Origin of the sequence: Pseudoalteromonas sp. SWXJZ10B, assembly GCF_015864475.1 — a bacterium.
GTDB classification, from domain to species: domain Bacteria; phylum Pseudomonadota; class Gammaproteobacteria; order Enterobacterales; family Alteromonadaceae; genus Pseudoalteromonas; species Pseudoalteromonas arctica.
Genome location: NZ_JADYXD010000039.1, coordinates 1 through 14,155 on the forward strand (window position 1 = coordinate 1; position 14,155 = coordinate 14,155).

15 protein-coding genes are annotated in these 14,155 nt (G+C 41.0%); 8 read left to right on the top strand and 7 right to left on the bottom strand.

Annotated elements, in window-relative coordinates; all coding sequences use genetic code 11:
* Positions 1–182: 182 nt before the first annotated feature.
* From I6F54_RS19730 to pspF, 7 genes are all read right to left on the bottom strand, one after another.
* A complete protein-coding gene (locus I6F54_RS19730; protein WP_197142736.1) occupies positions 183–674 on the bottom strand; it encodes a VOC family protein in 492 nt (163 codons plus the stop codon).
* An 85-nt stretch (positions 675–759) separates the two neighbouring features.
* On the bottom strand, positions 760–1,521 hold the full coding sequence (locus I6F54_RS19735) for an ATP-binding cassette domain-containing protein (protein ID WP_197142741.1): 762 nt from the start codon (positions 1,519–1,521) through the stop codon (positions 760–762).
* Positions 1,521–2,513 (bottom strand): peptide ABC transporter ATP-binding protein, encoded by a 993-nt coding sequence (locus I6F54_RS19740; RefSeq protein WP_166421609.1) that lies wholly within the window; start codon positions 2,511–2,513, stop codon positions 1,521–1,523. The genes I6F54_RS19735 and I6F54_RS19740 overlap by 1 nt, the downstream gene beginning before the upstream one ends.
* Positions 2,514–3,407, bottom strand: coding sequence for an ABC transporter permease subunit (locus tag I6F54_RS19745; RefSeq protein ID WP_197119479.1), 894 nt, complete (start codon positions 3,405–3,407; stop codon positions 2,514–2,516).
* Positions 3,394–4,428 carry an ABC transporter permease gene (locus tag I6F54_RS19750; protein ID WP_165740563.1) on the bottom strand — a complete coding sequence of 345 codons (1,035 nt, stop codon included), beginning with the start codon at positions 4,426–4,428 and terminating at the stop codon, positions 3,394–3,396. The genes I6F54_RS19745 and I6F54_RS19750 overlap by 14 nt, the downstream gene beginning before the upstream one ends.
* Complete coding sequence (locus I6F54_RS19755; protein WP_197142742.1) at positions 4,428–6,035, bottom strand: ABC transporter substrate-binding protein; 1,608 nt, start codon at positions 6,033–6,035, stop codon at positions 4,428–4,430. Before I6F54_RS19755 ends, I6F54_RS19750 begins: the two co-directional genes overlap by 1 nt.
* Before the next feature lie 15 nt (positions 6,036–6,050).
* Positions 6,051–7,115 carry a phage shock protein operon transcriptional activator gene (pspF, locus tag I6F54_RS19760; protein WP_165728517.1) on the bottom strand — a complete coding sequence of 355 codons (1,065 nt, stop codon included), beginning with the start codon at positions 7,113–7,115 and terminating at the stop codon, positions 6,051–6,053.
* A gap of 186 nt (positions 7,116–7,301) precedes the next feature.
* Between pspF and pspA the strand changes: the two genes are divergently transcribed.
* From pspA to I6F54_RS19800, 8 genes are all read left to right on the top strand, one after another.
* Complete coding sequence (pspA, locus tag I6F54_RS19765) at positions 7,302–7,961, top strand: phage shock protein PspA (RefSeq protein WP_002958333.1); 660 nt, start codon at positions 7,302–7,304, stop codon at positions 7,959–7,961.
* Between the two features lie 67 nt (positions 7,962–8,028).
* A complete protein-coding gene (gene pspB / locus I6F54_RS19770) occupies positions 8,029–8,262 on the top strand; it encodes an envelope stress response membrane protein PspB (protein ID WP_024612319.1) in 234 nt (77 codons plus the stop codon).
* Positions 8,259–8,660, top strand: coding sequence for an envelope stress response membrane protein PspC (gene pspC / locus I6F54_RS19775; protein ID WP_149591832.1), 402 nt, complete (start codon positions 8,259–8,261; stop codon positions 8,658–8,660). The genes pspB and pspC overlap by 4 nt, the downstream gene beginning before the upstream one ends.
* 63 nt (positions 8,661–8,723) lie before the next feature.
* Positions 8,724–10,142, top strand: coding sequence for a YcjX family protein (locus tag I6F54_RS19780; RefSeq protein WP_197142743.1), 1,419 nt, complete (start codon positions 8,724–8,726; stop codon positions 10,140–10,142).
* Positions 10,139–11,164, top strand: coding sequence for a TIGR01620 family protein (locus tag I6F54_RS19785; RefSeq protein ID WP_197142745.1), 1,026 nt, complete (start codon positions 10,139–10,141; stop codon positions 11,162–11,164). Before I6F54_RS19780 ends, I6F54_RS19785 begins: the two co-directional genes overlap by 4 nt.
* A 149-nt stretch (positions 11,165–11,313) precedes the next feature.
* Positions 11,314–12,495, top strand: coding sequence for a methionine gamma-lyase (gene megL, locus I6F54_RS19790; RefSeq protein ID WP_197142747.1), 1,182 nt, complete (start codon positions 11,314–11,316; stop codon positions 12,493–12,495).
* A gap of 237 nt (positions 12,496–12,732) precedes the next feature.
* Positions 12,733–13,530 (top strand): phenylalanine 4-monooxygenase, encoded by a 798-nt coding sequence (gene phhA / locus I6F54_RS19795; RefSeq protein ID WP_197142749.1) that lies wholly within the window; start codon positions 12,733–12,735, stop codon positions 13,528–13,530.
* Between the two features lie 37 nt (positions 13,531–13,567).
* Entirely contained in the window at positions 13,568–13,912 is a 345-nt protein-coding gene (locus I6F54_RS19800) for a 4a-hydroxytetrahydrobiopterin dehydratase (protein ID WP_002958326.1), read from the top strand.
* Positions 13,913–14,155: the final 243 nt, after the last annotated feature.

Genomic DNA, 14,155 nt, shown 5'->3' on the forward strand with positions numbered 1-14,155 from the left:
CTGTGAAAGTGTTATGGCAAGGATGGCTTAAGTTACAAGCCATCCTGGAAGGCTACGATTTAGCAAAATCTCTTGAGCCAGACTTGTGATCAAGAGACAGCTTTTAAAGCGCCTTTTTTATTGTCTTAAATAAAGTTGGTATATTACCAATTCGCTTAATTAAGTATTATTGCGGATTGGTATTAATTACCTCTGGCAATAAACTCAATCCGATTGCCGCTAGGCTCTCTTATCATCATATGTTGGGTTGAACCTTTACCTAAGTTTTCTGGTGCAAACTCTATAGTAATATTATTTTGCATTTCTAAGTGTGTATGTAGCTCGCTTAACTTTTTGATACTTTCAACACTGAGTGCTAAATGGTGTAAGCCCACATTTTCTGCCCGATTAAACTCCACACGTTTTTCATCATTTTTTACGCGCCATAATGTAATGGTTATTTTATTGTTTGATAAAAAATAAGCGGGGTAGGTTGGATCACTTCCTAGCGTTTTAAAACCAAGTACATCAGTAAAAAATGCTTTGGATGCATTTAAGTTTGATACGGTTAAACCTAAATGATCAACGCCACCAACCCAACTTTTAGAGGTAGAGTTTTCGTCAGCTATTGAGGTTGTTGATAGCAGTAGTAACGCTAATGATGAAATGCCTGTGAGTAATGTTTTTTTTAGCATAGATCCTCTTTATGGTTTTAGTTGTTAAATTACGCATTTAACAAAGACCTTCATAAAGGAGATTACATTACACGCTAGGCTGCGTTTAGCAGCTAAGTAATCGCTGCGTTACTTTTGATTGGGGGTTTTGAAAAACATCTTCAGTAGGGCCGTATTCAACTACTTCGCCTTTATCGAGTACAACCACATAATCACTGATGTGGCGCACTAGACTTAAATGATGGGTGATCATCACATAAGTAAGGCCTGTGTCGCGCTGCAGCTTAAGTAATAAATTCACTATTTGAGCGCGTATAGAAGGGTCTAAAGACGAAACGGCTTCATCAAGCACAATCACCTTAGGATCTAAAATTAATGCACGAGAAAATGCAACACGCTGTAGTTGCCCCACACTAAACATATGCGGGTAGTAGTGTTTATGATCGATTAACAAACCCACCTTTGAAAGCGTTGCATCAATTTTTTCAGTGCGTTCACTAGCATCAAGCTCAGTATTATATTGCAGGCAATCATCAAGCATTTCGCCAATGGTTAACCCCGGGTTGAGCGATGCAGCTGAATCTTGAAAAATCATACGAATATCCCGGCATTGATTATCGCGTACGCCATTATCTTCGATAATATTATTCTCGAGCAAAATTTGCCCGCTATCAGCAGTATCAGCTCCTGAAAGTAGTTTTGCTAATGTACTTTTACCTGCACCTGTTTCACCAATTATGGCAATACTTTCGCCTTTACCGACACAAAACGAAATATTTTTAAGTACTTCAAACTTTTTACGTGAAAAAAGCCCTGCTCGCACATTGAATGTTTTTGAAAGCGCTTGTACTTTTAACAGTGGCTGCATTATTTCATGTCCTTAATTAACGGAAAATGGCACGCATAACTATGACCATGATGCTTAGTAAGGGTGGGAGTTACTACGCAGGCTTTTTGTGCTTGCGGGCAGCGTGGCCCTAGGCGGCAGCCAATAGGCAAATGTTGCAGAGTAGGGATAGTCCCTTTAAGTGCATAAAAAGGTTCTTTATGCGCTAAACCTTGTTCGTAGTCAGGCAAGCTTTTTAGTAATGCTTGCGTGTATGGATGGCGAGGCTGTTTAAATATTTCATGGGTTGGGCCTGCTTCAACCATTTGCCCGCAATATAAAACATGAATGCCATGCGACCAATGTGCAATCTCTTCAAGTTCATGAGAGATCATCAAAATAGACATGTTTTTAAGTTGGTTTAAGCTTTTTAGTAGTCTAAATACTTGTGCGCGAGTTGTGCTCTCAAGCGCTGTAGTTGGCTCATCAGCGATTAATAACTTAGGCGTGCGAGCAATGGCCATCGCAATCATTACTTTTTGACATACGCCCTCTGAGAGCTCATGTGGGTAACTACTTAATACCGCTTCGTGGTTTTTAATGCCCACCTTATGAATAAGCGCTTTTACTCTGTCTTTTCTCTCGCGGTTGCGCTTTAAAAAGAAACCTTTAGTTGCTACCTCTGGGAGTGTTTCGGCAATTTGGTCAAATATTTTAGCGGTTGGGTCAAGGCAGCGACTTGGATCTTGATAGATCATCGCTATATCTTGGCTTACTATTTTACGGCGTTTCTCTGGGCTTAAACGCATTAAGTCTACGCCGCGCCAATGAATACGGTCGGCAGTAATATCCCAGCGTTCGTTCAATACACCAATAATCGCTTTTGCTATTAGGCTTTTACCAGAGCCAGACTCGCCTACAAGCGCATGTACTTCGCCTTCTTTTAAGCTAAAACTCACTCTGTCTACGGCTCTAATTACTGTTTCAGAGGTACGTAGTTCAATTGTTAAGTTACGAACATCGAGTAATTGCATTTAATCAGCCTTACGTGCTTTAAGCACTTGTCGCAGGCCATCGCCTACTAAATTAGTAGATAACACGGCTAAAAATAACAGCACACCAGGTAGCGCTACAGTCCACGGCGCTAAATAAATAAGGCCTAAGTTTTCGGCTAATATTGCGCCCCATTCGGTAGTCGGTGGCTGAGCGCCTAATTTTAAAAATCCCAGTGCTGAAATATCTAATATAGCGGTAGAAAGTGCCATCGTGAATATAACCACAATATGTTCATAAATATTAGGGAAAATACCGCGCGATATAATATGCCAATTAGATGCGCCATCGAGTTTAAATGCGGTAATGTAATCTTTACTTAATTCATCAACAATTAGGTTACGCACTGAGTGAATAAACTGCGGCAGTAGCGCTAAAATAATCGCCCATACGGTATTCATTAAACCTGGGCCGAGTATGGCGATTATGATTATTGCCAATAACAAAGAAGGAATAGAAAGCGTTATATCAAGCAAGTGATTTAAAAAGCTTGAACGCAGCCCTTTACTAATCCCTGCAAAAGTACCCACTAATACACCAAAAATAGTGGTGATCAGTGCGGCTACAACAGAAAGGCCAAACGTATACGTAGCCCCATTCATTAAGCGCGATAGTACATCACGGCCTAAATCATCGGTACCTAAAAGAAAGCGTACATCGCCCATTTCTCGCCACGATGGCGGAATAAGCAGTGCATCACTGTGTTGTTGGTTTACACCATACGGGGCTAAAAAAGGAGCGGTGGCGGCTAATAGTGCAAACGCCATAAATATCCATAAACCAACCAAAGCAGGGTGGTTATTTTTAAATTTTCGCCAAAGTCGCGCGAGTGGCGATTTATTCGACTCTTCAGAAAATAAATTAAACTTTGCCATGAGCCTGATTCCGCGAGAGTGGATCGAATAAAGTGTAAGTAAGTTCAGCTGTAATAGAAGCTAAAATAACAAATAAAGATACCGCCATTAATCCGCCTTGAATTGCAGGAAAGTCACGCTGATAAATACTATCGATTAACCATCGGCCAATACCCGGCCACGAAAAAATAACTTCGGTAATCATCGCAAGCGTTATTAGCGTACTAAATTGCAAACCAATTTGCTTAATTACCGGCAGTAATGCATTACGCAGTGCATGGTGCATGATAAGTTGACGGCGGTTAAGGCCTTTTGCCCTAGCTGTTTTAATAAAGTTTTGATCCATTACCTTAAGCATCGACTCGCGAGTAAAGCGAATTAATACGGTTGTAGGATACATAGCAAGTACAATTGTAGGGAGCGTTAAATGGCGCAGCGCATCAACAAAAGCCATGCCTTTATACGGAAAGCCAGCAAGTGCAATATCAATTAAAATAAACCCAGTATTTGCGGGTATTTCGTAAAGGAGCCCCATTCTCCCCGACATAGGAAACCAGCCAAGCTTTAATGAAAAAACCATTATTAATAACAATGCGAGCCAAAATACAGGCATTGAATAACCCAACATAGTGGTCGAGTTTATAAGCTTGTCGGGCCAACGTTTATGATAGCCAGAGCCTAAAATGCCAGTCGGTACACCAATAACAACCGATACAATTAATGCGTATACGCTTAGCTCTAAAGTGGCCGGTAGCAAATCAACAATATGGCTAAAGACACTGTTACCTGAGGCAAACGAAAGCCCCCAATCACCCTGAAATATTCGCCCTAAAAAGGCAATGTATTGCATAAAGTAATTGCTGTTGTATAAATATTTGTCTTCAAGCTCACTATGCTGTGCAAAGTTACTGCTCGGTATGCCACTTAAATTACTGAGTGGATCACCGGGAAATAAATACGCCAGCGAAAACGTAAATACACTAAGCATTAGTATCATAAAAAGGAATAAACCAAGGCGGCGTAAAATATAATCTAAGATCATTATTTTTTCCTCGCATTGGCAAGTGAAATAGCGCCAAACGGGCCAAGTGTTATGCCTTCCACATCGGCGCTACTCGCTTGAAAGCGCAGGCCATGAGCAATAGGCAATAACGGCAGCTCTTTAATAATCAAACTTTGTGCATCGTCGTAGTATTTTTTACGTTTGTTTAAATCAGTGGTGTCGAGTGCTTGAGTAAGCAATAAATCAAATTGGGGATTACACCAGTTTGCTGGGTTTTTGCCACTAAAAGTAGCGGTACAACTGAGCAGTGGGCTAAAAAAGTTATCAGGATCGGGTGTATCTGCCGCCCAACCAAGTAACACGCTGTCGTGCCTGTGCTCGCCAATACGCTGAATAAACGTGTTCCACTCATATTCTACAATACTTACATTAACGCCTACTTTGCGCAAATCGCTTTGCATAAGCTCAGCCATTTTACGTGCGTTAGGGTTATAAATACGACTCACAGGCATAGCCCATATTGTCATATCAAATCCATCAGGTAAGCCTGCTTCAATAAGTAACTTTTTAGCAAGTTCTGGATCAAACGCAGGAATATCTTCTTGTGGCTCAAACGCCCAAGAGGTTGGCGGCAAAATAGATTGTGCGCGAGTACCGTTACCGTAATAAACCGCCTGCATTATTTTATCTACATCTATTGCATGCGCAAGCGCTTGGCGTACGCGTAAATCGTCAAATGGGGCACGTTCTGTATTAAACGCCCAATAACCTATATTTAAGTTTGTTTCTTTTTCGATATTTATATCATCGCGTTGCGCTAAAATACTTAATTGCGCACTACTTGGGTGAGCCGTTACATCGCACTCTTTAGTCAGCATTTTGGCTATGCGCGCAGTGCCATTAGGCGTTATGTCGTAAACCAATTGTTCAAGAGCAACGTCATGCTTCCAATAAAGTGGATTACGATAAAAGCGTACAAGGTGATCTCGACGATATTCTTTATAAATATACGGACCGGTACCAATTGGGTACTGATCAAATAAGTTTTCTTGATTGTTTTTCTTAAGTTTCATGGCGTATTCTTCTGAAAGCACCACGGCAAAGTCGGTAGCCATATTGGCTAAAAAGCTACTTTCAGGATTAAACAATTCAAAACGCACTTGATAGTCAGACACGCGCACAATTTTACGAATAAGTTGATCAATCCCCACACTTTGAAAATACGGGTAATTGGCATCGCCCACAAAGTGATATGGATTATAGACATCGAATAATCGGCTAAAGGTAAATATAACGTCGTCGGCGTTAAAATCCCGCGAGGGGGTAAAATAAGAAGTTGTATGAAACTTTACATCTTTACGCAAGGTAAAGGTAACCGATTTACCATCTTTACTAATTTTCCAATCGGTCGCCAGCTCACTTTGAAACTCTGCCGTAACAGGGTCAATACTAATTAAACGGTCGTATAATTGGTTAGCAATTATATCAATAGTTGAACCGGTGGTCGTGACTTGCGGATTAAACGACACAGGGTTAGCTTCAGCGCAGTAAACTAAGCCTTGGTTTTTTTCTTCTATGATTTCTTCTTTGCTATCAAGGCAACCAACTAAAGTGGTGGCAAGCAAAACAAGTAATAATTTATGCACCCGCATAACCTCTGACTATTGTTGATCCAACAAGTTGTATTTTTTAAGATAACCACGTAATTGATGATACGTTAAACCAAGTACTTCTGCAGTTTTCTTTTGATTAAATTGGCTATGCTCGAGCGCTTTATTAATCATGTTTATTTCAAAGTCGTTTGAACGCTCTTTTAAGCTACACGGAAATTGAATATCAAGGGTTATATCTGCGCTTGCTTGAGCGATCGGCTGCGCAACTACAATAGGCTCTGCATTAACAGTTTGAGCCGCTACAGGTGCTTTAATGCGCGCTTTTGGCCTAAATGGGCTGTCGAATGGGTCTAAAATAATCTGGTGAACGGGGATATGTTCACTACCGTGGCGATACAAACTTCGTTCAACCACATTTTTAAGTTCGCGAATATTACCAGGCCAATCATAACTGAGCAGTGTTTCTGTTGCGCTTCGGGTAAAACCGCTAAAGAGTTCCCACTCTAAATCGCGCGCCATATTCATCGCAAACTGCTCAGCAAGCAACATAATATCGTCTTGGCGTTCGCGCAGTGGCGGCAGGGTAATTACATCAAAGGCGAGGCGATCAAGTAAGTCACTTCTAAATTCACCTTGCTCGGCCAAATACGGGAGGTCTTCGTTTGTAGCACACACTAGGCGTGTATCTACTTTTACAGTTTGCTTGCCGCCAACTCGTTCAAACTCACCGTATTCTATAACGCGCAGTAGTTTTTCTTGTACCATGGCGGAGGTGTTAGCTAATTCATCTAAAAACAGTGTGCCGCTATTAGCGCGTTCAAAACGACCTTCGTGGCGTTTGCTTGCCCCCGTAAAAGCACCGCTTTCGTGGCCAAACAATTCACTTTCGAGAAGGTTTTCGTTAAGTGCTGCACAGTTAAGCTTTACGTAGTTTTGATCCCAACGTTTTGATAAAAAGTGTAAGCGCGCTGCTATTAGCTCTTTACCTGTGCCGCGTTCACCAATAATAAGTACCGGTTTATCTAAATTAGCCAGTTGCGATACCTGATCTAATACAGACAGAAAGCTATCTGATTGGCCGAGTAAATTATCCTGTTGGCGATATTGGCTCATATTTCCTAACTCTTGGTCATTTTTACTAACAGTTAGTGTATTTCATAAGTAGGGATAACTAAAGAAATTTGTATATTTAGTTTAACGTAATGAAAATAAAGTGTATTTTAACTTTTAAAAAGTTGGCAAGCATATTGATACTAGTTATAGCAGACTAACTAAGTTTTAATTACAGAGGTAAATGTTATGGGAATTTTTTCACGTTTTGCAGATATTGTTAATTCTAATATCAACGCCATTTTAGATAAAGCAGAAGACCCAGAAAAAATGGTTCGTCTGATTATTCAAGAAATGGAAGATACGCTTGTTGAAGTACGTTCTACATCAGCTAAAACATTGGCTGAGAAAAAAGAAATTGTACGCCGCTTAGATACGCTTAAAGCACAGGTAAGCGATTGGCAAGATAAAGCCGAACTGGCTTTAAGTAAAGACCGCGACGATTTAGCGCGTTCAGCCCTACTTGAAAAGCAAAAGTCGGCAGATGCCGTTGCTTCAGTCGCTAGTGAACTTGAACATGTAGAGTCTCATATTGAGAAATTACAGCAAGAAGTAACGACACTACAAGAAAAGCTAGCAGATGCGAAATCACGTCAAAAGGCAATTATACTTCGCCAACGTTCGGCTGAGTCGCGCCTTGAAGTGAAAAAGACACTTGATAGCTCAAAAGTAGAAGACGCACTTAATCGCTTTGAACGTTACGAAACTAAAATTGATGGACTAGAATCTCAAATTGAGTCTTACGATTTAGGTAAAAAGACGTTAGCGGACGAAATTGCTAATCTACAAAAAAATGAAAAGATAGATGATGAGCTAGCCGAACTTAAAAAGAAGCTAGCTGATAAATAACTTATAAAGGGGTACTTAAAGTACCCCACTGCTTAAAAACATCAAAACGGATTGTCAGGAGAGGATTATGTTTGATCCAGAGATACTAGTTGCACCATTTATCTTGTTTATGATTTTTGTTGCACCGCTGTGGTTAATTTTACATTACCGTAGCAAAAAACAAGTAAGCCAAGGTTTAAGTGAACACGAACATCGCCAGTTACTTGAGCTTGCACATAAAGCCGAAAAAATGGCCGACAGAGTCGAAACACTAGAAGCATTGCTTGATCAAGAGTCACCACAATGGAGACGCAAAGTATGAGTGCCAAACGCGAATTATTAAGAGACCCACAACGCGGTAAAATAGCTGGCGTATGTGCGGGATTAAGTGACTACTTTAATATGGAGTTATGGTTAGTTCGCATTATATTTGTTAGTGCGGTACTGCTAACGGGTGGCCCATTATTTGTGGTAGCGTATATTGCAGCCTGGTTTATTTTAGATAAAAAAGAGCCCGCAACAGCGCAAACTAACAGCTCAACTAAAACTGACGATCCGCTAGAAGTAAAATTTAAAGTATGGCAAAAGGGCGAACCACCGCGCCGCGCGTTGCAAGATTTAAAAGAGCGTTTAACGCGTGTAGATACTCGCCTTCAAGATATGGAGCGCCATGTTACTTCAAGTGAGTTTACGGTGAGCCGTGAAATTAACAAACTTTAAAGGATTTAATAGCACCTTATTTGCAGCGTGATAAATTACGGCAAATTAGGTGCAAGACACTTTATGAGCCAATCATTTGCAAAAAAGACCTTTAAAAGCATTAAAGGCAAAGCACAAAAAGCCCTTCATCGCAGTTTAGACCAACACGTAAAACTTGCCGTAACAGGCCTAAGTGGTAGTGGTAAAACAGCCTTTATTACCGCGCTTGTTAAACACTTAACAACCCAAGCGGACGATAAAAACTTACCTTTTTTTGATGTAATGCGCGAGCACCGCCATGTGGCCACTAAAGTTGTGCCGCAAGAAGCGTTAAAAGTCCCTACGTTTAATTATACGCGCGCACTAAATTCATTATTACCCAGCGATGGGATGCCTACATGGCCTGCATCAACTGAGCGGATTAATACGCTGCGCTTGGCAATAAAGTATCAAAGTAACGCAGGGCTGCGCGGCCACTTTTCGCCGCAATCAACGCTTTATTTAGATATTATTGACTACCCGGGTGAATGGCTTCTTGATTTACCTATGCTTGAACAAAGCTATTCTCAATGGTGCGAACAGCAATATCCGTTACTAACTCAGCCTTCGCGTGTAAATACATCAAGTGATTTTCTAGCTGCTGTTGAGCAACTTGATTTAAATGCGCCTGTAGATGAAAACGCACTTGCTCATATTGCTCAGCTTTATCAAAGCATGTTAGTAGGGCTTAAAAAAGATACCAAACTTGCCATGTTACAACCCGGGCGCATGCTTATGCCTGGCGACTTACAAGGCGCGCCATTATTATTGTTTTTTCCAGTATCGGGTGAAATAAACAGTGACGATGTTGTTGCGGGTTCTAATTTAGCGCATTTAATTAAGCGCTTTAGCGCCTATATAAAAGAAGTTGTAAAACCATTTTATAATGAACATTTTAGACACTTCGATCGCCAAATCGTACTTGTGGATGTACTGAGTGCGTTAAACGAAGGGCACGAAACACTCCAAGAGCAAAGTAGTGTAATAAACCAATTACTCGCGCACTTTAACTATGGTGAGTCAGGTTTTTTTAAACGTTTATTTAAACCAAATATAGATAAAATATTATTTGCAGCTAATAAGTCAGACCACATAAGTGCAAAACACCATAAAGATTTAGCACTACTGCTTGATTCGCTCGTGCATGAGCAAAGTAATCATTTAAAGTTTGATGGTGTGCAAATAGAAACCATGGCTATGTCGTCAATTACAGCCACGCAGCCGCGCCAAATTAGCGACAAAGGCCAAACGCTTGATTGCATTTACGGTAAACCGTTAAACGAGCCTGATTGGCTTACGTATTTACCGCCGCAGCCTCCCAAGCGGATGCTTAATAAAAGTGAATGGCCAGTACAGGGGTTTGAGTTTTTATCGTTCTCTCCAATGCCGAGCCCCGATAAACAACTAAAACACATTCGATTAGATCATGTCATGCAGTACCTGCTAGGAGACAAATTAACATGAGTGAGTCAAACCAACCATTTCAAGCAGGGCGTCGTATAGATACGCACAGCATTGAGCAAAACGAACCCGTTTTAGCACCTGCAAAAATTATTCAGCACGGACAAAGTGATTACGAAGAACTTGAAGATGAAGCACTAGAGCCAGAAATTGATCTGGAGCCTGTGTACAAAAAGTCAAAGTGGCAAACGCTTAAAGGCGTGTTTGCTATTAGTTTTATAGTGCTGGTGCTTTTAGAGTTTGCGTACTCGTTAGTATTTGCTTTCGAGCAGTCAATTATTTTAGGCAGTGTTTATTTAACCGCGGTTGTAAGTGGTGTGCTGCTAATAGGGCGCTTATTGTGGCGAGAGTACCGAATGCTGCGCAGTTTAAAGCGTAACCAATTGCACCGAGTTGAAGCCGACAGGCTTTTAAACAGCGAGCAAGTAGGCGGTGCATTACCTTGGCTTGAAAAGCTTAATAAACACCAAGAGCTTGATAACTTTGAAACCTTTAAAAACCAAGTAGCGATGCATCACAGTGACAAAGAAATAATGACGCTGTACGCCAATAGTTTATTAATAACCCAAGACACCAAAGCTAAAAAGCTTATAAACCGGTTTGCGACCGAATCCGCACTGCTAGTTGCCCTAAGCCCACTTGCGCTGGTGGATATGATGGCCGTACTTTGGCGCGGTACTAAGTTAATTGAACAAATTGGTAAAATTTACGGCATTGGTTTTGGCTACGCAAGCCGTATAAAGCTGTATCGTATGCTGATAAAACAAGTAATGTTTGTTGGCAGTGCAGAGCTTGTATCTGACCTTGCTGCAACTGCATTAAGTGCTGAGCTTTTAGGTAAGCTTTCGGGGCGGGCTGCACAGGGCGTAAGCGCGGGTATTTTTACTGCACGTATTGGTTACAAAGCAATGGAGCTTAGTCGCCCATTACCACGGCTAGAAAACAAACGCAGCTTACTAAAAGGCACTGTACAAAGCATCGCAGGTAAAATTATGAGCCGTAAAAAGGCTGAACCAACACACTAGATTAGCAGTGGCAATATTTGTGTACAAACGTGCGCTGCATGGTTTTTACACAAATAGCCATCTGAGCATCCGGCATGCTTGCTGTTTGTAAGCGCATACGTTTTGATTGTTGAATCGCAAAAACATAATAATCAAAAAATGAGCCTACAATGAGCAAGCATCATATAAATACCCAATGTATTCACGGACCACATAAAGCAAACGATCCGCACGGCGCACTTACTTCCCCTTTGTATCAAACCTCTACCTTTCATTTTGAAAATGCCGCTCAAGGTGCTGCGCGTTTTGCAGGCGACGAACCTGGCTATATTTATACGCGTTTAGGAAATCCTACAACCACAGAGCTTGAGCAAAAAGTTGCTCAACTAGAGAGCTGTGAAGCAGCTGCTGCAACCGCAACAGGTATGGGGGCTGTATCTGCCTCAGTACTGAGCTTTTTATCGCAGGGAGATCACCTTGTTGCCTCAAGTGCTTTGTATGGTTGTACCTTTGCGTTTTTCTCGCATATGTTGCCGCGCTGGGGAATCGAAGTCACGTTTGTTGATATGACCAACGAGGACGAACTACGCGCTGCCATTAAACCTAATTCAAAAATGATATTTGTAGAAACGCCAATCAACCCCACTATGGCGGTTATTGATTTAGCACTCATTGGCGCAGTTGCTAAAGAGCACAATTTAATTAGTGTGGTCGACAACACCTTTTTAACGCCGCTGCTGCAATCGCCTAAAAAATACGGTATCGACATTATAATGCACAGTGCGACCAAGTACTTAAATGGTCATGGTGACGTAGTAGCCGGTATTGTATGTGGATCGCTTGAGCACATAACACACATTAAAATGACCGTACTAAAAGATATTGGCGCAACCATAAGCCCGCACGATGCATGGCTAATTAATCGAGGCCTAAAAACACTCGCTATTAGAATAGAGCGCCATTGTCAAAGCGCACAAATAATAGCTGAGTATCTAGAAGCGCACCCACAAGTAAGTACCGTATATTACCCTGGGCTTAAATCGCATCCAGGTTATAAGTTTATTGGTAACCAAATGAAAGCCGCTGGTGGTGTTATTGCATTTGAAATAAAAGGTACGCTACAAGATGGCGCGCAATTTATTGATAGTATGAAACTTTGTACACTTGCTGTAAGCCTAGGCGACGCTGAAACACTGATTCAGCATCCTGCATCTATGACCCACTCTCCTTATACGCCAGAGGAGCGAGCTGCCGCTGGAATAAGTGATGGGCTGATCAGGCTCTCGGTTGGGCTTGAAGATGTTAACGACATTATTAGTGATTTAAACCAAGCTTTCACTCAAATTGGCTAGGTGTATTTAATTGTGTACATGAAAAGCCAGGCTGCAGGCCTTTAATTTAAGCTCTGTATTTATAATGCTCCATAGGTGTAATTTTAGCTTTACGATTGATGTGATCGCGCCAAATACTGATGTTAGCCTATCTATTAAACTTTTCTTCACTTTTGCATAGTATGGGGTCATTCGATATTCAATAGGTTTGAGTATCACACTGACACCGATTTAGGGCTCACACCCAAGAAGGTACTTATGGCTAAAGCAAGTAAATACACATCCAAAACACCAGACGAAAATGGTGTTATACATTGGAGTGATGAAGAAAATAAAATTTGGTCTGAGCTTGTAGCGCGCCAACTTGCGTGCATAGAAGGCAAAGCCTGCAATGAGTACATGCAAGGGTTAAAAAAGATTAACCTGCCGCACGATCGTATTCCGCAGTTAAGCGAACTAAATGAAGTGTTACTAGCCACTACCGGTTGGCAAGTAGCGCCAGTGCCTGCGCTTATCGACTTTGATGAGTTTTTTAGATTACTAGCAAACAAGCAGTTTCCGGTAGCTACATTTATTCGTAGCCGCGAAGAATTTGACTACCTACAAGAGCCAGATATTTTTCATGAAATATTTGGCCATTGCGCCATGCTAACTAATCCTGACTTTGCCGAGTTTACGCATAAGTACGGACAGTTAGGTTACGCAGCGCAGAAAAAAGACCGTGTATACCTTGCACGTATATACTGGTTTACGGTTGAATTTGGTTTAATGCAAACCGAAGATGGCCTGCGTATTTACGGCGGTGGTATTTTATCAAGCCCAGGTGAAACCCAATACGTATACTCAAATACGCCAGAAATTAGCCCAATGAATGTGCTTGATGTACTGCGTACGCCGTACCGAATTGATATTATGCAACCACAGTACTACACCATAAATTCGATTCATGATCTGTTTGATATATCACAAATGGATATTATGACTTTGGTTGAGCGAGCTAAAGATCTTGGCTTGCACGACCCAAAATTTCCACCAAAAGAAAAATTAGCCAGTTAAACATTAATGCTAAAAAAGCTAAAAGTAAGGATTTAGAATGTCTTCATTAAGTGCACAAAAATGCGAAGCCTGTCATGTAGATGCGCCAAAAGTATCTGACGAAGAGTTAGCACAATTAATTACTAAAATCCCAGACTGGGTTCCAGAAGTTCGCGACGGCATTATGCAGCTTGAGCGTGTTTATAAATTTAAAAACTTTAAACAGGCTATCGCGTTTACTAACAAAGTAGGCGACATGGCAGAAGACGAAGGCCATCATCCAGGTTTATTAACCGAGTGGGGCAAAGTAACTGTAACTTGGTGGAGCCATTCAATTAAAGGCCTACATAAAAACGATTTTATTTGCGCAGCTAAAACTGACGACGTATTTAACGCGCTGTAAACCACACTAATTGAGCAAACCAACAAAAGCACTTATTTTTATAAGTGCTTTTTTGGTTTTTGAAAGACCTTTATTAAGTAATTCAATTAAGTATAATCAAACTCATTAAACGTAATTCAAATGGAATTGTAATGAGTAATAGCTTTAAAGAATCAGATGAGTGGTTTGTAGTGGTCAATAAAATTTGGCCACAGTTTTAGAATCTTGATATCTAACCTCAGATTCATTTGGCGCTAAACCGGC